We start from the raw sequence: 18,116 nt of genomic DNA, 5'->3' as shown, positions 1-18,116 counted from the left end.
TAACGCAATCTCAAAGCGGTCGATCATGATTTAGTCCGCGGGTGCAATATATTATGCGGAGCTGACTCCAGTCCGCACATTATCAGGGCCAGAGGCCCCTCCGTCGGGATTGGTGTCGATCGCCCAAACGTCGATTCCCGTGCTTTGTGCGTCGCCACGAATTGTTGCAAATGCGACGTCCGCGGCATCGCGGCCTGTCCCGATACGCACAAATCCTCCCACCGGTGCCAGTCGCGTGGCGTCAAACAAAAACCATCGTTTGTCCAGATAGGCTTCGAAGAAACCGTGAAAGTCGGGTGGTTGGAGATTGACGGCGTAACCAGAAACATAGCGTGCGGGAATTCCCATCGCACGGCAAAGGCTGATCGCGACGTGTGCGTAGTCCCGGCAGACTCCCGTGCGTTGCAGCAGAACGTCACACGCGGTTGTGGTTGGCCCCGTGCTGCCAGGCGTGTAGGTGAGTTGTTTGAAGGTCCAGTTGCAGATCGCGGTGACGCGTGAATAGCCAGGCAACAGTTGGCCAAATTCTTCAAAGGCGAATCGATACAGTTTGTCCGATTCGCAATACCGACTGGGGTTGAGGTAGGCGAGGACGTCGGCGGGCAACTGTTCGTAACTGGTTTCGCAAAGGTTGTTGGAGTCCACCGAATCGGCATGAAGTTCGACGGTGGCGTGATAATTGATTGCCAACTCGCCAGGCGGTGCATTAAGTCGAACGATGCGATTTCCCAGTGGACCGACGGCACACTCTTCAACTGATTGAGTGGGGGATACGTCGAGCGATTCTGCGTTCACGATTTGGTGAACGTTCTGTGCTGCCGATAGGTTCAAGAGGAACACCGCAGGTGATCGCACGAGATAGTTCAGGCGGCAGCCAACGTCAATGATGCTCATAGCGGGACTTTTTGAAGGAGTCGATGCGATACCTCTTTTATCCTAGGCTAGGCGGATGATTTGAGTAGCCAGTGGGACACCGATTTCAATGCAATTCGAATTTCCTTCATTCGAAACTCGTCATCCTCCAAGGGCCTGCCGCGGGCAAAAAACAGAGCGCGGCCTATCGTTGCTCCTGTGGGCGTGTTTCAATAGTCGATACGTGAAAGACCGTTGCAAGTGCGTTTTAGACGGCTTTTTCATGATTGCAGGGCAAGCTTTCTGGGCTGGTCACGCCTTTTCTCTCGCCTCGAAACGTTCTGACGACCGACGACGACATGCAAATTCAATGGTTCCCCGGCCACATGCACAAGGCTCGGCTTGAGATTCAAGCGGTTTTGCCCAAAGTGGATGTCGTTATCGAAGTCTTGGATGCGCGGATTCCGTACTCGAGCGAGAACCCGATGCTCGCGGAACTGCGAGGTGACAAGCCCTGTCTGAAAGTGCTCGCCAAGAGCGACTTGGCTGACGAAGAAATGACCACTCAGTGGCAAGAGTATCTCGGCGCAGTCGCAGGCGTGCGGGCTCGCGCCGTGACGACCGAAGACATTCCGACCATCCGAAAGCTGAAATACGCCGCGGCGAGAATGGTGCCGCATAAAGAAGGGAAGACCATCAAGACGATGATTGTTGGGATTCCCAATGTAGGGAAGTCGACGATCATTAATGTTTTGGCGGGGCGGAAGATCGCCAAAACGGGCAACACACCCGCCATCACCAAACAGCAGCAAAGCGTCAACATTGGCGATGGTATCACCCTACTCGATACGCCTGGTGTGCTCTGGCCGAACGTTCACAATGTGAACAGCAGCTACCGACTCGCGTTGCTCGGTTCGATCAAAGACACCGCGATGGACTACGGCGACGTGGCCTTCTTTGGCGCACGCTACTTGATCGAAAACTATCCCGAACGAATCGCGACTCGGTTTGAGTTGGAATCCGTGCCGTCGAGCGAACTGCCGTTGCTTGAGGCGATCGGACGCAAACGCGGTTGTTTAGGGCGGAACAATCAGGTCGACATTGATCGGGCGTCGAAGATCTTCGTCACCGAAATACGTTCCGGCGGTCTCGGCCGATTGACGTTTGAGACGCCTCAGATCATGGAGCGAGAAATAGCCCGAACGGCTGATCTGATCGCTGAAAAAGCGGAGAAGGACAAAGAGAAGGAAGCAAAACGCAAGAAGCGATTTCGCGACAAACAGCGGGCGCAAAAGAAGTCCCGTGAGATGCGGGGCTAGGCGAAGAGGGGCGTTGCAATGAAACGTTATCCACGTGGCGGAAGCGAACGCGACTGAAATCGTTGAAAAAACGAGTGCTTTCGCATTTTATTGCTCAAATCGCGTTCGTGTTTTGGTCGGAGCCGGGGTTTTCGAAAATGAGTTTGCAGGGGAGGATGTCGGCTTCCCTGACGCGGCGAATGTGGCCGCGTCACTACAAAAACACCGATTGCAACCCTGAGATTGAGATGGCAACCGCAAGCGCACGACACATCCTCGTTGAACTAGAAGAAGTCTGCTTGGACTTGAAAGAACAGATCGAAGGCGGAAAAGACTTTGGAGAAGTCGCCGCTGAATTTTCGTCTTGCCCGTCAGGAAAATCCGGTGGGGCGTTGGGGACGTTCAGCCCCGGTCAAATGGTGAAGGAATTTGACGATGTCGTCTTCACCGGCGAATTGAACAAGGTTCACGGACCTGTCAAAACTCAGTTTGGTTATCACCTGATTGAAATCACCAAACGAGTCGACTGAGTCTCATCAGCCGCCTTCATCACGATCGATTACGATGCGTGAGTGGATGATTTGAGTCGCGACCGATTCGTGTCGCGAAGTATGGCGGTATTGCTCTTTGACGGTGTAATCTGATGCTGACGACGTTTGACGAAGCGTATCAATTTGTGTTGGACCAGAAGGTTTGCACTGTCTTTGGTAGCAAGGGCTCTGCGTACGCATCGTTGTGGGACAACACCGGGCTTTCCGAAGAGAAACCCAAGGAGGGCGGGTGGAGCCCCAAGGTGATGGCCGTTTGGGATTGGAAAACGCGTCTACCGCAGACGTATCCGGAAACGATTTTTTATGGAAAGGTCCCCGGGGGCGATGCGGTTCTGATGGAGATGAATCACTTTCAATGTGTTCATTATCCGAGTGCTTATCAGCATGTGATGGAGTTGGATCCTCTGTCCCAAGAAGTCTACGATCTGATTCGGGGCGAACCGATGTATACTGGCCCGCTTCGAAAGCGGGCGATCGAGAAAGTGGCTTGTACGAAGAGCCAATTCGACACGGCGCTGAAGAAACTGCAAGTGAGTTTGAACATCGTTCGTTCAAACGATCCAAATCACAAGAACGATTTCTGGCTGCCGATGCGAGAAGTTCACTTTGAGATCGTCAGTAGGCACGAATTGTAATCGGTGACGGTAGAGCCGGCGTTGTGCGCGATAAGAGATGCGTCGAACGATCCGGTAGTGCGAACTCGTAGCCGATTCACTGAGCAGCGTCAGTTGATCGTCGATAACGCGTTTCGGACTTCCCCGACGAATTTGGGAATGGCGGCGTAGGGATCCTCTTTCTCTTCGTATTCGAGAACAACGTATCCTCCGAACTGAGCGTCCGTGAGTATCGCGAGCATCCTCGGCAAGTCAGCGGGGGCCGGTTCGCCGTTGATGTGGGTCATTACTTTCAGTTGAGCCGTGATCGCGTATGGCGCGATTTTGGCGAGTTCAGCGTAGGGATCGGGCGTCGGGGCAAGATTGGCGGAGTCCCATGTCACACCGAGCCACGGTGATTCGAAATTGTCGACGACCCGAATTAGGTCATCGACATTGGTCATGATGTCATGATTTTCAAGCCCCAGCATGACGCCGCGTTTCTCAGCGTAGGGCAACGCTTGTTCGAGGTTCGCGATGACGTTTGCGGTGATTTGTTGGGCGTCTGTGTTTTTCGGCTTTCCGCGACTGGCAAAGATGCGGACCGCGGGGGCACCGAGATCCGCAAAGTGGTCGATCCACGACCGAAAGTATTCCATCTCTTTACGCGTTGACTCACTGCCGGGGGCGTTAGCGAAGTTGTTTCCCATCGCCCCGCCGGTGATATCGATTCCGAGCAAATGGGCACGTCGTTTGAGTTGATTGACGTACGAACGGTCGAGCGGATCAGGAAAGAAGTAGGACGTCATCTCTGCCCCGTCGAGTCCTAGTTCGGCGCAGTATTCGAGAAACCCGACTAGATCCAAGTTGGCGTCGGTGCGACTTCCTTTCCACCAACGCATGTGAGGCCTCATCGAAAACGCACTCAAGGAGATCCCCTTGATGCGTGGATTGATTCGATGGAATCGATCGAGTCCAAACGATGGTGTCGTCGACGTGATCAATGAGGTTGCGACGGCGGCTTGGAGGAAACGACGGCGGGGAGTGAAATGCATGTGTCTTCGTCCGATTGTTTCAGGGGCGTGAGACGTGTTCGGTATCAATTGCGCGAGCTTGGGTCACGAATCGAGGGGCCCGGCAGCGATCATACTTTAGCTGACAGGCTTCGTCGGCGTTGGTGCTAGTCGGTTGTCTTATTACAGAGTGGTCGCAAAGGGCGGCCGGAACACTGATAGGTGGAAGAAACGTTGGGCGATTCAGCCTTCATTTTAGTGGTACGGGGTTTGCGATGTTCTGACCGCCGGGATGGTTTGCCAAACCGAACGGTCCGTGAGTCAGGGCCCCGTGTCAGTACGGTTCTGAATGATCGCTGACCGAATGATCCTAATCGCCGATTGAGCGTCCTGGGTGATGCGTCGGCGACGTTCGCATGGCTTGCGTTGAAAATTTTTTTACTAGCGAAGGAAGCTTAGATGAACGACACATTTGAAAAATGGACATTTGCCTCATTCGACGAGATCACGATGGTCGTGCTTTCTTCGATTGTGACCTACGCGGTGATCCTCTTGTACACGCGTTTAAGCGGGCTGCGGAGCTTTTCCAAAATGTCGGCGTCTGATTTCGCGATGACCGTTGCGGTGGGATCACTCTTTGCCTCGACCATTTCGTCGTCCACGCCGACGCTTTTTATCGGGATTGCTGCAATAGGATGTTTGTTCGCCGGGCAGTGGGGGCTCGCGATCCTGCGTCAACAGATACCTTGGCTAAGTCAACTCATCGACAACGAGCCGCTCCTACTAATGGTCGGTGGCGAGATGATTGAAGAGAACCTTCGCAAAGCCAACGTCACACGCTCAGACATCTACGGGAAACTGCGGGAATCAAATGCTTTCAGTTACGATCAAATTCTCGCTGTTGTCTTCGAAACGACCGGTGACATTTCAGTCATTCACAGTGAACGCGACGATGCCGTCATTGATCCTGACATCGTTGGCGATGTAATTGGGCACGAGAGACTCTTTAGCGGACAGCGGTCTGCGGCCAAAAAGTGATCGATGTCGCATCGCATCGATCGCCTCGATTACGCCGTCTGTCGCTCTCTTTTAACACAATGCGTCGACGGCATCGGGATGAAACGTCGCCAGTTGGTTTGTTTGGTAGACGAAATTTTTGGCGAGAGGGAATTGATGGGATCGGCTCTCGAGGAAATGCATGAAGTAGCCAGCCGTGTTCGGGAAAACAACCAGATCACCACTTTGGATCCCAGTAGGGAAATGGAGTTTGCGGAGCTGGATCAATTCGGATTCGGTGCAGTAGGCTCCGACCAGATAGCCATCGATAGACTGCTGGTTTGCGGTTGAGTGTTTAGCGCCATGAGGTAGAACCGACTGAGGAATCACGATAGGGTCGACGAGGAAGTCATCGCTCCCGGTTCGACACTGTGTTCGGTTCATTGCCAATCCGATGTACCAATCGCCGCTGTGGTGTTGTTTCGTGTATTCGACTCGGGCGACGGTCATGCCACAACCATCAAGACTGCTGCGTCCGGGTTCGCAGCGAAGTTGCAAGGAACGGTCTCGCAGTGCGGATGCGATTGAATGGCCTTCGCCAGATTGAGCGTCGAGCACATTTGCGAGCCAAGTGGCACGTGTCGGTGACTGATGGTATGGGTAAGTGTTTCGCTCGCCGTGAATTTGATCGCCGACGCGCGTGAAACCGATCCCGTGGTTGCGGTAAGTGATCGGCGTATGGGCCCCTAGCAACGCCTCTCGATGAGTTGACCAGAATTGCTTCCATTGCGATTGGTGTTCTAGATAGCTCATCGGCAGTCCCCCGCCGATATCTAAAAACTTGATGTCGTGGCCACGATTGCGCATGTAATCAACAATCGGGAGACATTGCTGAATCGCGGAAACGCGTTGTTCGCCACAGTATCCATCGAGGTGAAAGTGAATTCCGCGAATGCGTAACGTGTCTGGTGAGGTCAAAAGATTAAACGTTTTGATGACCTCTGTGATTTCATCGACATCAAATCCGAAACGCGAGTGAAGTTTCGACCCATCGTGATGAAATCCGCTGATTCGAATCGCAATATCGACGGGAGCATCGAGCGACGTAGCGATCCGAGTGATTTGTCTTAGTTCGTCAATGTTGTCAACTGCAACCGTAACGCCACGTCGGGCACACAGATGGATGAGCGTCGATGACTTAATCGCTGCGGTGCAAATGATGTTGTCACCTGTGACGCCGAGATCGAGTGTTTGCTGGCACTCTGGTTCGCTGGCAACGTCGATTCCCGCGTTCACTTCGTTGGCTGCCTCGACGAACGCTAAGCATTTGTTGGCTTTTCGCGCCAAGAATGGCTGGAACCAAAGTCCGCGTTCAGCAGCGACGTCGACGAGTTCGTGAAGATTTCGCTTCAGTGGCGTCGTGGCGATGACGTTGAGTGGCGATCCGTTCTGTTCGACGAGTTTATGAAGCTTCGAGGGATGATTGGAAAGTATGTCGACCATCCATTCGTCCCATATCGCATCGAGGGGGAGTATGCCTCGGCAACTCTGACGTAAATCGTCAAGTTGTGCTCGGTTTGAAAGATCGGGAGATTGGTCCACGACACTCATTTCAATATCTCAGCGTTTTGTATTCGTTTGACGACGAAGGCCGCCCACCGTTGAGGGTGATCGTGAAGCGTTCGGCTCAATGTGTCATTGCCGAGGACGCAGCCTTCCGTTGCGCGACCGATGATCGCGATTCCGTCCGGCGTATTACCGATTCGTTTAACGGGGCGTCCTTGATTGTCAATGTGCAAGGTTTCAGCGCCAGGAAGATGTTCGACTGCTTTTTCATCGACCAGCGATTGGAACGGTCCTAGTGTTGTGCACTCTTTAGGTGATCGCAAGACGGCGTCGATGCATCGATCAACAGTGTGTGTTTTTACCGCGTTTTTGAGAAAAAGAAGTTCTTCGCTGCCGCTTGGCTTTTGTTCGATTGAGCCTGAGATGAACTGGAGGTTAACTATTCCCTGCTCGATCAGCGCCAGCATTTTGCCTACGTTTTCGGCCGGTGGGCCGAACGCGATTCGTTCCATTTCGCTCGCGATGTTACGGAATTTCGGCCAAGGGTCGGAAGCGAGGCCGCCGTAGCTGACACTTTGCACGAGTGCAGGATACAAGTTCCGCCACGCGGCTCCCAATGCCCATGCGATGTCCGGTTTCGCGTGGCCGGTCGCGACGTTGTACGAACGTTTCATCGCACGCAGTGACTCATCGGCGTCCATCGTCGCGTCGCACCAATTTTTAAACCAGGCTTGAACCGTTTCTGACGTGGTGGCGGAAGAGTCGGTGCTGCAATTAATGGCAGACGCGGCCGTGTCAGTGATGATTGGCCACAGTTCGTAAGAGAGCGTTTGGGCGGTGATGGGACGTGCAATCGCCTCAATCGCTTCTCTCCCGCTCGCCCAGATGTCGTCTAGTTCGGCGGGTTGATTGAAGAGCGATTCGTCTGGTTTGGCCAGCATCGGCCTGCCGGTTCTCGAAAAAGGGTACACACACGCGGGTTCATGTCCGCTGGGGTGGTAGGTCCAATCTTGACCGCTTTGGTGAAATTCTCCTTCACGACCCTCGGTCAGCGCGAGCGTCGCGTCAATCCATGTTAATCCAAACCCGCGGATCGCAACATCGCACTTGCTAGGGATACGCTCTTGTGTCAGGTTCTCGCTGACCGGAAAAGTTGGAATGAACGCAGATGTTTCACAAACACATTTCTCGGGCGGTTCTGGCCATCTGCCATGACCGACGGTCAAGAGTAACTCATCAAAGTTAAACAAGGTGCGATCCGTGCGAACTTGCCAGGCTTCGGTGAGTTGCCCGATCGAGGTGACCTCTTCCTGCAAAACAGACACGTTCGCAATTTGTTCGAGTTGCTTGGTGACGTGTTGGTAGCAGTGATGAAGGTATTGTCCTACCGCGGCACGGCTGACGAACGAGTTGGGGTCAGTATTGCAGCCCCCGTCATGATTAAGCCAGTCGACAAGATTCAGCCGTCTTCGGCAACGCTCGTCATATCGCGGCCAAGCGTCAATGTGTTTGGCCGCGAAGTTCATCTTGAGAAAACGAGGTTGTCGCGGATCGTAGACGTTCCCCGCTCCAGGGAAATCGGACGGTTCAAAAATGACGATTGCCAACGGGGGCAATGATTCACAATTCTGCAATTCGTCCGCGAGAGATTGCAAGCAATACAGACCACGTGGCCCACAACCGACGATTCCAATTCGGTACTCCCTACCCAGTGGCGATGATGCTGCTAGTTGGGGTGGAGGTTCTGACTCGCTTGCTGCGGGTTGCGCGTTTGGCGTAGCGAAGCGGGTGTCGGGGGTGTTGGTTTCGACGTCATCATGACGAGAAGGTTCAATTTCTGTGTCGATCATGATGCGTTACGGACCGATTGAAGAGCGGGGGCAGACGTGCGTTGGTTCACCGTAGCCGCAGTAACGCCGAGTGAGGATTCGACCCAATCGTCGTTGAAGACGGTGTCAAGATAACGCGTTCCGGAATCGTGGAGGATCGCGACACAGCGTTTTCCACTCAGTTCGTTTTCGAGAGAGCGAACGACCTCTAGAACTCCCCCGGCGGAACCGCCAACTAGCATCGCTTCGCGTGCTGAGGCACGGCGGCACCCGACGACACAATCCACATCTGAGACGCGAACGATTTTGTCGAACGTTTGGTCTTTCGCGAGTGCTGGAAGGTGCCCCGCACCGATCCCAGGGATCAGGCGTTTGCCGGGGGAACCGCCGAACAGGACGCTGCCATTGGCGTCAACGGCAACGACTTGGGTATGTCGGTTGTGTTTTCGCAAATAGTCTCGGCAACCTTGAGCGGTCCCAGTGCTGCTGGTTGCGACGAAGAGGTAGTCCAGGTCGCCACCGGTGGCTTCATCGATCTCACGGATGGTGCCTTCGTGATGCGCGATTGGATTTTGGCGATTGGCGTATTGGTTAGGCCAAAAACTGTTCGGCACGTCACTGAGTATTTGCTGAACTCGCTGGAGTCGGGCGGCGAGAAAGCTGCCGTCAACAGGAGTTTCGACGCGAACGACCTCTGCGCCCAATGCTTGCATGATTGCAATATTTTGTGGTTGAGCGTGTGGGTCGACGACACAGATGAATCGCATTTGGTGGAAACGGCATGTTTGCGCCAAACCGATTCCCATGTTACCTGATGATGATTCCACGACGGTATCGCCGGGAGCAAGTTCGCCGGTTTCCAGAGCGTGTTCCAGCATTCGGAGCGCCGGTCGGTCTTTCGCACTGCCGCCCGGATTGGCGGCTTCGAGTTTGGCGTGAAGCTCGATCGAACAATCGTCGAGGTAACGCGACAGATGAACGAGCGGTGTTTGACCGACGCAGTCGAGAATGCCGGAGGCACTGTCGATAGGGAGGCGAGGTTTCGCGATACGTGTGACCGTCGCAGGTGTGTTATAGGTGAAATTGTGATCGGTAGTGGTGATCATTTGCGAGGCCCTTCCGCTGCGATGCGATGTTCCCGCAATGGGATTGTGCGGTTGTGTGATCGGCCTCGATTGTTCGTTCGCGATCCCTCGTCTAATTCGCTCATCGTGTCTTCTCGCGCTTCGTAGATTGGTTTGGTTATTGGTGAGTTCAGTCATGCCACGAGTCGACAACCATTTCTGTGATGCTAGGTTTAAGCGAGTCCGTGCATTTACAGGCGGAGGCTTTCAGAGCTCGGTTTGTCGGTCGCGGGTTTCGTAGATGGCAAGCTTGGGCAAACGCAAACGCCGTGCCATGGTTTGCAATGTGCGTGAGTCAAGGGGAATTGAGGGCGTTCATGACATCGCCAATTCAGCTGCGAACGCGAGCAAGGCTTTTCAATGGTTCGTGCACGACCAGTTGGTTGTTGACCCATCAATGTCGCCGGCTGCGGCGTCTTCACTGAAGTTCGACGTCGTTTGAAAGGTCAGGCACGAGACCCGCTACGCGCGGAATGAGCTTGTGAGAGGTTGCCGTCCCAGATAGAATGCGGGCATGAAGTCCCCTTTGCTTGCCCTGCTGTTGATCGTCAATTTGTTGGCGTGTCCAGTGCGTTGTCTTTCGTGCGAAACGAATTCGGCGGCGGGAGAGCAATCTATTTCGGCCGGATGTCATTGCTGCTCGCATAGCGATCAGACTCCGCAGTCAGAGCATCCGAAACCGTGTGACGACGAGTGCGATTGTCAAAATTGCATCTGCGAAGGCGCCGTTGTTGAAAGCGATATTGAGCTGCCGGAAACGGACGCGTTCGTTGGTGTTCTTCCGATCGTCCGGTTCGCTGCCAATACTGCGTTTCAGCCGAGCGAATTTCGTTCGCAAATGTTGGATGCGTTGGGTGGGCAACTTCTCTCGGGACGCGATGTGCGCGTTGCCAATCAATCGTGGCTGATCTGAGCCGCTAGCAATCGATTGCTATTGATAATGGTTCGTTTGAATGCATGACGATGGTTGCGCGCGTTCATTCGTTTGAGTCCATTTCTGTTTTTGGTTTCTGTCTGTTTTCGTTTCCCGTTGTTGGGTGCTGCGCGCATGGGGCGTGTTTGTTCCAGTGGCGAAGTGTTGTGTCTTCGAAAAAGGATTGAGTTGATGTCGAGTATGTCAAAAACGGTAACGTGTTTGTCGGGTGTCTTGTTGTTAGGAGCGATGTTGGGGCCGTTCTCGTCGGCACGAGCCGCGGAGCCGAAGAGTCAAAACATCATGATGACGGTCGGTGAAATGTGTGGCGGATGCGTGAAGAAAATCACCAAACGGTTTGATGATGTCGACGAGGTCGCGAAAGTCGACTGTAGCATCGAGAAGAAGTCGGTGACGCTGGTCCCTCGCGATAACGTTCGCCTGAGCCCGAAGGGCATTTGGGAGATCATGGAAGGCATCGGCAAAACGCCCAAAAAGATGGTCACGCCCGATGGCACGTTCACATCCAAGCCGAAGTTTTAGGTCCCGGGCGGCAACGGTCCTGGGCAGTCGTGCTGCATCTTCGAGATTTTGAATCTCACCCTGTTTTTTCACTCGTAACTCTTGCCACTTTCTCTGATCATGCTACTCCCGTGGGAATATGGTGTGCGCAACTTAGCACGCCGCCCGGTGCGAACCGCGTTGACGCTCGTTGCTCTGGCAACGGTGGTCATGTTGGTGTTCGTGGTTGTGGGATTCATTCGTGGGCTCGAGCAATCGTTGTCCGTGAGTGGTGATGCGAACGTTGTGTTGATCTATTCCGTAAACTCGGAAGAGAACATCGAAAATTCGTCGATCCCTGCCCGGACACCCGCGTTGTTAACGGCGAGTGTCGGTGGCACGGTGAAACGCTTCGGCGTCACCCATGTTTCGCCGGAACTGTACCTCGGTACGCGGGTGAAGACGCAGGGTGGTGACGGCGGGTTGGGATTGGTGCGAGGGGTGACGTTGACGGCACCACTCGTCCGCCGATCCGTGCGTCTCATTGAGGGGCGATGGCCAGCCGAGGGTGAGATCCTCGTGGGACGATTGGCTGCGGCCAAATTAGGCAGTTCGGATGAGGAGATGGCAATCGGCAAGTCGCTCGAGTTCGAGGGTGAAGAGTGGCAAATCAGTGGCCGTTTCGCCGCAGGTGGGGCAGCGTACGAGTCGGAAATTTGGTGTCGCCTCGGCGATTTTCAGGCGGCGACCAAACGCCAAGACCTGAGTTTGGTCTCGATGTTATTGTCGGCAACGGGATCAGCCGCCGAAGTGTCGCTGTTTTGTAAGGAACGCACCGATCTGGAACTACGTGCGATTCGTGAAACGGACTATTACGCGTCGTTGCAACAGCATTATCGTCCGGTTCGATTGTTGGCATGGTTTGTTGTCGTTTTGGTATCGGCAGCGGGCATTTTCGCTGGACTGAACATGATGTATGGAGCCGTTGCCGGGCGCATTCGTGAGATAGCCACGTTGCAGGCGATCGGATTTCGTCGGCGTGCGATTTTGATCAGTTTAGTTCAGGAAGGCGTGTTGTTGGCTGCGGCCGGATCGCTGCTGTCTGGCGTCATCGCGTTGACGATGCTTAATGGAATGGCCGTGCGATTCACGATGGGGGCGTTCACGCTGCGTATTGATAGTGTCGCGATCTTAATCGGTTGCGGCGTGGGGTTGTTGTTGGGTGTTGTGGGGGCGTTGCCCCCGGCACTGAAAGCGTTGCGAGCCGAAGTCGCGACGAGTTTAAAAGCTGTTTGATGGTCAGAGCGGAACACCGCGACTTCGTGTCGGTGCACCGCGTTTCGTTACTTAGTTCAAGGAGATTGAAATGAAGATGTTTTATAGTATGGCGTTGTTAGGGTTGGGTGTCGTGGCCGTTGGTTGTGGATCATCGCAGTCCACCACCGCTACTGAGGGTGGGGCGACAGGGGACTCAGCACAGTATTTGGCCGCGAGCGAACCCGCGGACGCGGTTCCTGTTGGTGAGGCTCGACAATCGAGCGAAGACGGACAGGAAGTGACGTTGGTCGGATTGATTGGCGGTTCGACGGAGCCGTTCGTCGACGGGCTCGCTGCGTTCACGATTGTTGATCCGAAGGTGCCGTATTGCGCCGCCGACGAAGGATGCCCGACACCTTGGGACTACTGCTGCACGCAAGACCAAGTCAAAGAGAACATCGCGACGATCAAGGTTGTCGATGGATCGGGGAGCCCGGTTGCAAAGGACGCCCGAGAACTTCTCGCGGTAAGGGAATTGTCGACCGTGGTGGTCAAGGGAACTGCCAACCGTGACGACCAAGGCAACTTGACCGTTTCGGCCAATCAAGTTTTTGTGAAGGGTAACTAACTCGGCAAGTAAATGAAGGAGAGGCACGCGTCGCGGGAATCGTGAAGGTGATCCCGCCGCGGCCCTGCTCTCTTCCTTTTTTGCTTTGATTTTAGTCTGTCATTATGTCTACTCCGTTCGACCTCAGCCAACTCGCGCTCGATCGTTCACCTCCTAGTGAAACGAAGACCCTGCCCGCGCGCCGTCGCCGATGGATTACTCGATATCTGTTGCCGTTTGGGATATTGGCAGGGTTCCTCGTTTTGTTTTTAGCGGCGGCAGGCCGACGGTTGATGCCGATGCCATCAGTCACGGTCGTCCCGGTCGTGGTGAAACGGGCAGAAGTGCAGCAGGCGGGAACCACATTGTTTCAATCGCCCGGATGGATCGAACCGCGGCCGACGGCGATTCGTGTTGCCGCATTGGCTCCCGGTGTAATCGAAAACCTGTTGGTGGTTGAAGGTCAGCAGGTCAAGCAAGGTGAACCGATCGCGCGGCTGATATCCATTGACGCCGAACTGATGGTCGAGCAAGCGAAAAACTCCCTTTCGATTCGAGAGGGCGAACTGGGACGGGCGAATGCTGAGCTCACTGCGGCGAAAGTACGTTTTGAAAATCCGGTGCACTTGGAAGTTCAGTTGGCCGATGCGCAGAGCACGTTGGCGAAAGCACAGACGGAACTCGCCAAGTTGCCGTATTTGATCGAAGCGGCCCAAGCAAACATGCAATACGCACTCAACAGCATGGAAGGAAAGCAGTCGGCCAAGGGGGCAATCTCTGGCCGAATCATCGCCCGCGCCGAAAGCGACTACGCAGCTTCGCAGGCGACCTTGGCTGAATTGCAGCAACGTAGGCCGAACCTGCAACGTGAGGTCGACGCGATGATTGATAAAGTGAACGCGCTCAAACGCCAGCTCGAATTATTGGTCGAAGAAACGCGACAGGTGCAGGAAGCGAAAGCGAAAGTGCAGTCGGCCATGGCACTACGCGAAGAGGCCCAATTGCAAGTCCGTTTGGCGGAACTGGCACTTGAGCGAAACGTGGTGCGGGCATCCATGGATGGGCGGATTTTGCGAATTGTGGCATCGCCGGGAACACGCGTTGCTGGGATGGGGACGTCGGCGGGGCAAAGTTCCAGCACGGTTGTCGAAATGTACGATCCCAATCGTCTTCAAGTACGCGCCGACGTGCGGCTCGAAGACGTTCCGATGGTGACACGCGGGCAACCCGTCGAAATCGAAACGGCGTCTTCCACCATGATCATTCAAGGACGAGTGCTGCAGACGACGAGTTCCGCGAACATCCAAAAGAACACTTTGGAAGTGAAAGTGGAATTAATCGACCCGCCGCCGACGGTGAGTCCCGAGATGCTGGTAACGGCAACGTTTTTGGCTCCGGTTGTGGAGCGAAGCCGAAACGAAACGACGGAGACAGAACGGGTGTTCGTGCCCAGTCAGTTCGTTCAAGCGGACGACTCAGGTGCATTCGTGTGGGTGGTCGACGCGGACGAGGTTGCGCATAAACGCAGAGTCGTGCCGGGCGCCAAAGTGAACGACACGTTGGTTGAGATTGTGACAGGATTGAATGTGACGGACAAACTAATCGCGTCCGGCATGGATGGGCTGACCGAGGGGAACGCAGTCCATGTCAGCGGTGACGATCAAACTATTGGGGTGAATTAATGGCACTTGTAGAATTACGCGGCGTTTCAAAGAGTTTTCGCAAAGGCGACGAGACGATTACGCCATTGGACAATGTCGATTTGGATATTGAGTCGGGGGAGTTCGTTTCGTTGATGGGGCCGAGCGGTACTGGCAAAAGCACACTGCTAAATCTAGTGAGTGGGATTGATCGTGTTGATGCGGGATCGATTGTCGTTGCCGGAACAGAGGTCACGAAGTTATCGCGAAGTAAATTAGCGGATTGGAGAGCGGCTAATTTGGGATACATCTTTCAGACGCATAACTTGATCCCTGTTCTGACTGCGTATGAAAACGTCGAGCTTCCCACGTTGCTGCTGAAGTTATCGTCAACTCAACGACGCCAACGTGTCGAATTGGCGTTAGAAGCCGTGGGGCTGAGCGATCGTGCGGATCACTATCCGCGACAGCTTTCCGGCGGTCAGGAACAACGTGTCGGAATCGCTCGAGCAATCGTGGCGCACCCCAAAGTCGTTGTCGCTGATGAACCTACCGGGAGCCTCGATACGGAAACCAGTGAACAGGTACAGGTCTTGCTGCAACGCCTCAATAAGGAACTCGATATTACGTTGTTGATGGTGACTCACGATGCCGAGGCCGCGGGCATCGCGTCGAGGCAATTGGTGCTCGATCGAGGACGGTTCCTAGAACGAGATTCACATTCCGGCGTGTCTCGCAAAATTCAGCACGCAAACTGATTGCTAAGTGCATTATGAATACCTACGTTTTGAAAACGCTTTGGCGGCACCGAACACGCACACTGTTAACCGTCACTGGAGCGGCGGTGGCGATGTTCGTGTTCTGCTTCGTCGGGTCTGTTCAGGAGGGGCTGCATCGACTCACGTCGGGGGCCGACGCGGATCGTAGCTTGATCGTTTTTCAAGAGAATCGGTTTTGCCCGACGAGCAGCCGATTACCAGAAGACTACGCTCGGAAGATCAAAGAAATTTCCGGTGTTCGTGATGTGATGCCGATCCAAGTCTGGACGAACAACTGCCGCGCGAGTTTGGATATTGTTGTTTTCAACGGGGCTGATCCGAGGCAAATCCAGAATTCACGTCCGCTCAAATTAGTCGATGGCGATTGGGGGCAGTTTTCGTCACAGCGCGATGCCGCCATCGTGGGACGCAACGTTGCACAGCGGCGTGGTCTGAAGACAGGCGACCAGTTTTCCATTGGTGACCTCTCGGTAAAAGTAGCGGGGATTTTTGAATCGACGGTGCCCTCAGAAGAGAATCTGATTTACACAAGTCTCGCGTTTTTGCAGTACACGCGTGGACTCGACGCGGCCGGATTGGTGACCCAACACGAAGTCATGCTGACCGATGACGCCGATCCTGATCGAGTGGCATCCGAGATTGACGCGGCTTTGCGTGCCGGGTCGGTCGCGACCAAGACGCGGCGCAAGGGCGCGTTTCAGGCGAGCACGTTGTCGGATCTCGTCGACTTAATCGGGTTTGCCCACTGGCTCGGTTACGCCTGTGTCGGGCTCGTCTTGTCGTTGGTCGCGACCACGACAGTGATGAGTGTCCAGGATCGAATCAAAGAATATGCGGTGTTGCAAACAATCGGAGTGCGGCCCGCTCGCACGATGCGATTGGTGTTGGCCGAGAGTACGCTGTTGTGTTTGGTCGGAGGCGTGGGCGGCACCCTGTTGGCGCTCGTGTTGCTCGGTGTGGGTGGTTTTGCGATCGGCGCCGAGGGAGCCACCATTGCATTCCGGCCGTCGTTTGGTTTGGCGATTTCGGGAACCCTGGTTTCTGTCATCGTGGGGATTGCTGCGGGGTTAGCTCCGGCCGTTCAAGCGGCCACGGTTCCGATCGTGAACGCGCTGCGTCAGGCGTAGTGGTTCGATGAACTGCGGTGCCTCGGTGTGGTTATTTGAGTCCGCAAAGTTTCAACACCAGCACCGCGGCCAGTCCTCCCAGTCCCATGCAGAGTGATTGCACGGTGAACGTTTTCAGAAGGATCGCGGGCGGCGCGCTGTGCAAACGGTTCAACAACCAGAAGAAGCTGGAGTTGACGTGGAAGACGCAAAACGAGCCGCTGCCGATCAACGCGGCAGTCATTTCCGCGGAAATGCCGAGCGACGGCATCAGCGGTCCCACGATCGATGCGGTCGTGATCATGGAGACGGTGAGCGACCCGGTTGTGGTCGTGAAGATTGACGCCAGCACGAATGGAAAGAGGAAGCCGACTGCACCGATGTCGCTCGCGTAAACGGATATGGTTTCGGTGACACCCGAGTTTTTGATGACGTGTCCGAACGCGCCGCCGGCACCCGTGATCATGATGACCAAAGCGGCTTTCTCGATCGAACGTTCTGCCACGTTGGAAATTTTGGTCATGCTGAAGTTGCGTCCGTACTGCAGCATCGCCAGAAGGACTCCGATCGAAAGTGCGACCAACGGCGTCCCCAAAAATCTCACACAAACAATCCATGTTCCGGATTGATCTTTGTTGACGAAGGAGTTGATCGCGATCAACACAAGTGGTACGAAAATCGGCAGCAGCGCCAACCATGTGGGCCCACTCCTTTCGTCTTCGGTCTCGCGGCTTCCTGTGCCGGCATACTTCTTTCGGATTTCGGAGTCATAAGGGAGTTCGACGTTACGGCAGTAAAACATCGCCCACGCTAACCCGCCCGCCATGGCTGAGAAAGCCACAAAGGTGTTAATCAGAATGATTCGGCCCAATTGTCCATCAAGGATTCCCGCAACCGCCAAGGGGCCTGGTGTGGGCGGCATCAACGCGTGGGTTGCCGTTAATCCGGTCGCGAGCGAGAGCCCCACACCGAGAATGTTTTGTTTACTTTTGGCAGCGAGGGCTTCGGTCACGGTTTGCATCATGATGTAGGCGACGTCAACGAATACCGGGATTGAGATGACGTAACCGGTCAAACCCATCGCAAAGGGCAGGCGTTTTTCACCCGATAATTTGAGAGTCGACCGTGCGATTTGCTCCGCCCCACCGGTCTCGTTGGCAATCTCTCCGATCATGGCGCCGAGAATCATGATGACGCCAATCCACTTCAGCGTTTTGGCGAATCCTTCCATTAGAAGATCAACGGAGTTCACCGCCCCGAGTCCGCTGCCGATGCCGAAAAGCAAGCCCACGGCCAGCAACGCGAGGAAAGGGTGAACGTTCCACCGGCTGATCGACAGCAGGAGGAGAACGACGCACAGCAGGAGGATTAGCAGTTGTATGAATGTTTGATTGCTGGCGTTCAATGAAGAATGGTGCACGTCATGGTGGCACAGCAGAGCGTGCCGACGCGTGTTGTCCGGCGGCACGACCGAGCGTTCATAATGAAAAC

The 18,116-nt window shown here is 54.7% G+C and carries 17 protein-coding genes; 11 read left to right on the top strand and 6 right to left on the bottom strand.

The annotated features are described in order from the left end of the window. Window positions 1–51: 51 nt before the first annotated feature. Window positions 52–894, bottom strand: a complete 843-nt coding sequence (locus FHS27_RS09115) for a transglutaminase-like domain-containing protein (RefSeq protein ID WP_184304356.1) — start codon at window positions 892–894, stop codon at window positions 52–54. A 317-nt stretch (window positions 895–1,211) separates the two neighbouring features. Between FHS27_RS09115 and ylqF the strand changes: the two genes are divergently transcribed. The 3 genes from ylqF to FHS27_RS09100 all read left to right on the top strand — a co-directional run bounded on the left by ylqF (window position 1,212) and on the right by FHS27_RS09100 (window position 3,336). After that, window positions 1,212–2,171 (top strand): ribosome biogenesis GTPase YlqF, encoded by a 960-nt coding sequence (gene ylqF / locus FHS27_RS09110; protein ID WP_184304354.1) that lies wholly within the window; start codon window positions 1,212–1,214, stop codon window positions 2,169–2,171. Between the two features lie 227 nt (window positions 2,172–2,398). Further along, entirely contained in the window at window positions 2,399–2,680 is a 282-nt protein-coding gene (locus FHS27_RS09105; RefSeq protein ID WP_009094129.1) for a peptidylprolyl isomerase, read from the top strand. Window positions 2,681–2,793: 113 nt separating this feature from the next. After that, complete coding sequence (locus tag FHS27_RS09100; protein ID WP_184304352.1) at window positions 2,794–3,336, top strand: AlkZ-related protein; 543 nt, start codon at window positions 2,794–2,796, stop codon at window positions 3,334–3,336. Between the two features lie 89 nt (window positions 3,337–3,425). Here the strand turns inward: FHS27_RS09100 and FHS27_RS09095 are convergent, their stop codons facing one another. Further along, window positions 3,426–4,349 (bottom strand): sugar phosphate isomerase/epimerase family protein, encoded by a 924-nt coding sequence (locus FHS27_RS09095; protein ID WP_184304350.1) that lies wholly within the window; start codon window positions 4,347–4,349, stop codon window positions 3,426–3,428. 417 nt (window positions 4,350–4,766) lie between these two features. Between FHS27_RS09095 and FHS27_RS09090 the strand changes: the two genes are divergently transcribed. Next, window positions 4,767–5,345, top strand: a complete 579-nt coding sequence (locus tag FHS27_RS09090; RefSeq protein ID WP_184304347.1) for a DUF421 domain-containing protein — start codon at window positions 4,767–4,769, stop codon at window positions 5,343–5,345. A 51-nt stretch (window positions 5,346–5,396) separates the two neighbouring features. On the opposite strand, the gene FHS27_RS09085 is transcribed toward FHS27_RS09090, so the two are convergent. The 3 genes from FHS27_RS09085 to sbnA are packed head-to-tail and all read right to left on the bottom strand — an operon-like array spanning window position 5,397 to window position 9,804. Next, window positions 5,397–6,914, bottom strand: a complete 1,518-nt coding sequence (locus FHS27_RS09085) for a Y4yA family PLP-dependent enzyme (protein WP_184304345.1) — start codon at window positions 6,912–6,914, stop codon at window positions 5,397–5,399. Then, entirely contained in the window at window positions 6,911–8,719 is a 1,809-nt protein-coding gene (locus tag FHS27_RS09080) for an FAD/NAD(P)-binding protein (RefSeq protein ID WP_246419332.1), read from the bottom strand. The genes FHS27_RS09085 and FHS27_RS09080 overlap by 4 nt, the downstream gene beginning before the upstream one ends. Further along, the gene (gene sbnA, locus FHS27_RS09075; protein ID WP_221224972.1) at window positions 8,716–9,804 is read right to left on the bottom strand and encodes a 2,3-diaminopropionate biosynthesis protein SbnA; all 1,089 of its coding nucleotides are present in this window, start codon (window positions 9,802–9,804) and stop codon (window positions 8,716–8,718) included. Before sbnA ends, FHS27_RS09080 begins: the two co-directional genes overlap by 4 nt. A 532-nt stretch (window positions 9,805–10,336) precedes the next feature. Between sbnA and FHS27_RS09070 the strand changes: the two genes are divergently transcribed. From FHS27_RS09070 to FHS27_RS09040, 7 genes are all read left to right on the top strand, one after another. After that, the gene (locus FHS27_RS09070; protein WP_184304343.1) at window positions 10,337–10,735 is read left to right on the top strand and encodes a hypothetical protein; all 399 of its coding nucleotides are present in this window, start codon (window positions 10,337–10,339) and stop codon (window positions 10,733–10,735) included. Window positions 10,736–10,984: 249 nt separating this feature from the next. Then, complete coding sequence (locus FHS27_RS09065; protein ID WP_390853071.1) at window positions 10,985–11,278, top strand: heavy-metal-associated domain-containing protein; 294 nt, start codon at window positions 10,985–10,987, stop codon at window positions 11,276–11,278. A 99-nt stretch (window positions 11,279–11,377) separates the two neighbouring features. Continuing rightward, window positions 11,378–12,532 carry an ABC transporter permease gene (locus tag FHS27_RS09060; protein WP_184304339.1) on the top strand — a complete coding sequence of 385 codons (1,155 nt, stop codon included), beginning with the start codon at window positions 11,378–11,380 and terminating at the stop codon, window positions 12,530–12,532. Window positions 12,533–12,602: 70 nt separating this feature from the next. Then, window positions 12,603–13,121, top strand: coding sequence for a hypothetical protein (locus FHS27_RS09055; RefSeq protein WP_184304336.1), 519 nt, complete (start codon window positions 12,603–12,605; stop codon window positions 13,119–13,121). 104 nt (window positions 13,122–13,225) lie between these two features. Continuing rightward, window positions 13,226–14,782, top strand: coding sequence for an efflux RND transporter periplasmic adaptor subunit (locus FHS27_RS09050; RefSeq protein ID WP_221224971.1), 1,557 nt, complete (start codon window positions 13,226–13,228; stop codon window positions 14,780–14,782). Further along, entirely contained in the window at window positions 14,782–15,498 is a 717-nt protein-coding gene (locus tag FHS27_RS09045; protein ID WP_009094116.1) for an ABC transporter ATP-binding protein, read from the top strand. The genes FHS27_RS09050 and FHS27_RS09045 overlap by 1 nt, the downstream gene beginning before the upstream one ends. Window positions 15,499–15,512: 14 nt before the next feature. Further along, a complete protein-coding gene (locus tag FHS27_RS09040; protein ID WP_184304334.1) occupies window positions 15,513–16,646 on the top strand; it encodes an ABC transporter permease in 1,134 nt (377 codons plus the stop codon). Between the two features lie 31 nt (window positions 16,647–16,677). Here FHS27_RS09040 and FHS27_RS09035 read toward each other — a convergent pair whose 3' ends face one another. Then, the gene (locus tag FHS27_RS09035; protein WP_315854502.1) at window positions 16,678–18,045 is read right to left on the bottom strand and encodes a GntP family permease; all 1,368 of its coding nucleotides are present in this window, start codon (window positions 18,043–18,045) and stop codon (window positions 16,678–16,680) included. Window positions 18,046–18,116 lie beyond the last annotated feature (71 nt).

Origin of the sequence: Aporhodopirellula rubra (genome assembly GCF_014192335.1) — a bacterium.
GTDB classification, from domain to species: Bacteria; Planctomycetota; Planctomycetia; order Pirellulales; family Pirellulaceae; genus Rhodopirellula; species Rhodopirellula rubra.
This window is presented reverse-complemented; position numbering and strand designations above follow the sequence as displayed.

Coding starts and splice junctions, on each gene's coding strand:
- FHS27_RS09115 (WP_184304356.1), bottom strand. CDS start 894: ATGAGCATCATTGACGTTGGCTGCCGCCTGAACTATCTCGTGCGATCA.
- ylqF (WP_184304354.1), top strand. CDS start 1,212: ATGCAAATTCAATGGTTCCCCGGCCACATGCACAAGGCTCGGCTTGAG.
- FHS27_RS09105 (WP_009094129.1), top strand. CDS start 2,399: ATGGCAACCGCAAGCGCACGACACATCCTCGTTGAACTAGAAGAAGTC.
- FHS27_RS09100 (WP_184304352.1), top strand. CDS start 2,794: ATGCTGACGACGTTTGACGAAGCGTATCAATTTGTGTTGGACCAGAAG.
- FHS27_RS09095 (WP_184304350.1), bottom strand. CDS start 4,349: ATGCATTTCACTCCCCGCCGTCGTTTCCTCCAAGCCGCCGTCGCAACC.
- FHS27_RS09090 (WP_184304347.1), top strand. CDS start 4,767: ATGAACGACACATTTGAAAAATGGACATTTGCCTCATTCGACGAGATC.
- FHS27_RS09085 (WP_184304345.1), bottom strand. CDS start 6,914: ATGAGTGTCGTGGACCAATCTCCCGATCTTTCAAACCGAGCACAACTT.
- FHS27_RS09080 (WP_246419332.1), bottom strand. CDS start 8,719: ATGATCGACACAGAAATTGAACCTTCTCGTCATGATGACGTCGAAACC.
- sbnA (WP_221224972.1), bottom strand. CDS start 9,804: ATGATCACCACTACCGATCACAATTTCACCTATAACACACCTGCGACG.
- FHS27_RS09070 (WP_184304343.1), top strand. CDS start 10,337: ATGAAGTCCCCTTTGCTTGCCCTGCTGTTGATCGTCAATTTGTTGGCG.
- FHS27_RS09065 (WP_390853071.1), top strand. CDS start 10,985: ATGTTGGGGCCGTTCTCGTCGGCACGAGCCGCGGAGCCGAAGAGTCAA.
- FHS27_RS09060 (WP_184304339.1), top strand. CDS start 11,378: ATGCTACTCCCGTGGGAATATGGTGTGCGCAACTTAGCACGCCGCCCG.
- FHS27_RS09055 (WP_184304336.1), top strand. CDS start 12,603: ATGAAGATGTTTTATAGTATGGCGTTGTTAGGGTTGGGTGTCGTGGCC.
- FHS27_RS09050 (WP_221224971.1), top strand. CDS start 13,226: ATGTCTACTCCGTTCGACCTCAGCCAACTCGCGCTCGATCGTTCACCT.
- FHS27_RS09045 (WP_009094116.1), top strand. CDS start 14,782: ATGGCACTTGTAGAATTACGCGGCGTTTCAAAGAGTTTTCGCAAAGGC.
- FHS27_RS09040 (WP_184304334.1), top strand. CDS start 15,513: ATGAATACCTACGTTTTGAAAACGCTTTGGCGGCACCGAACACGCACA.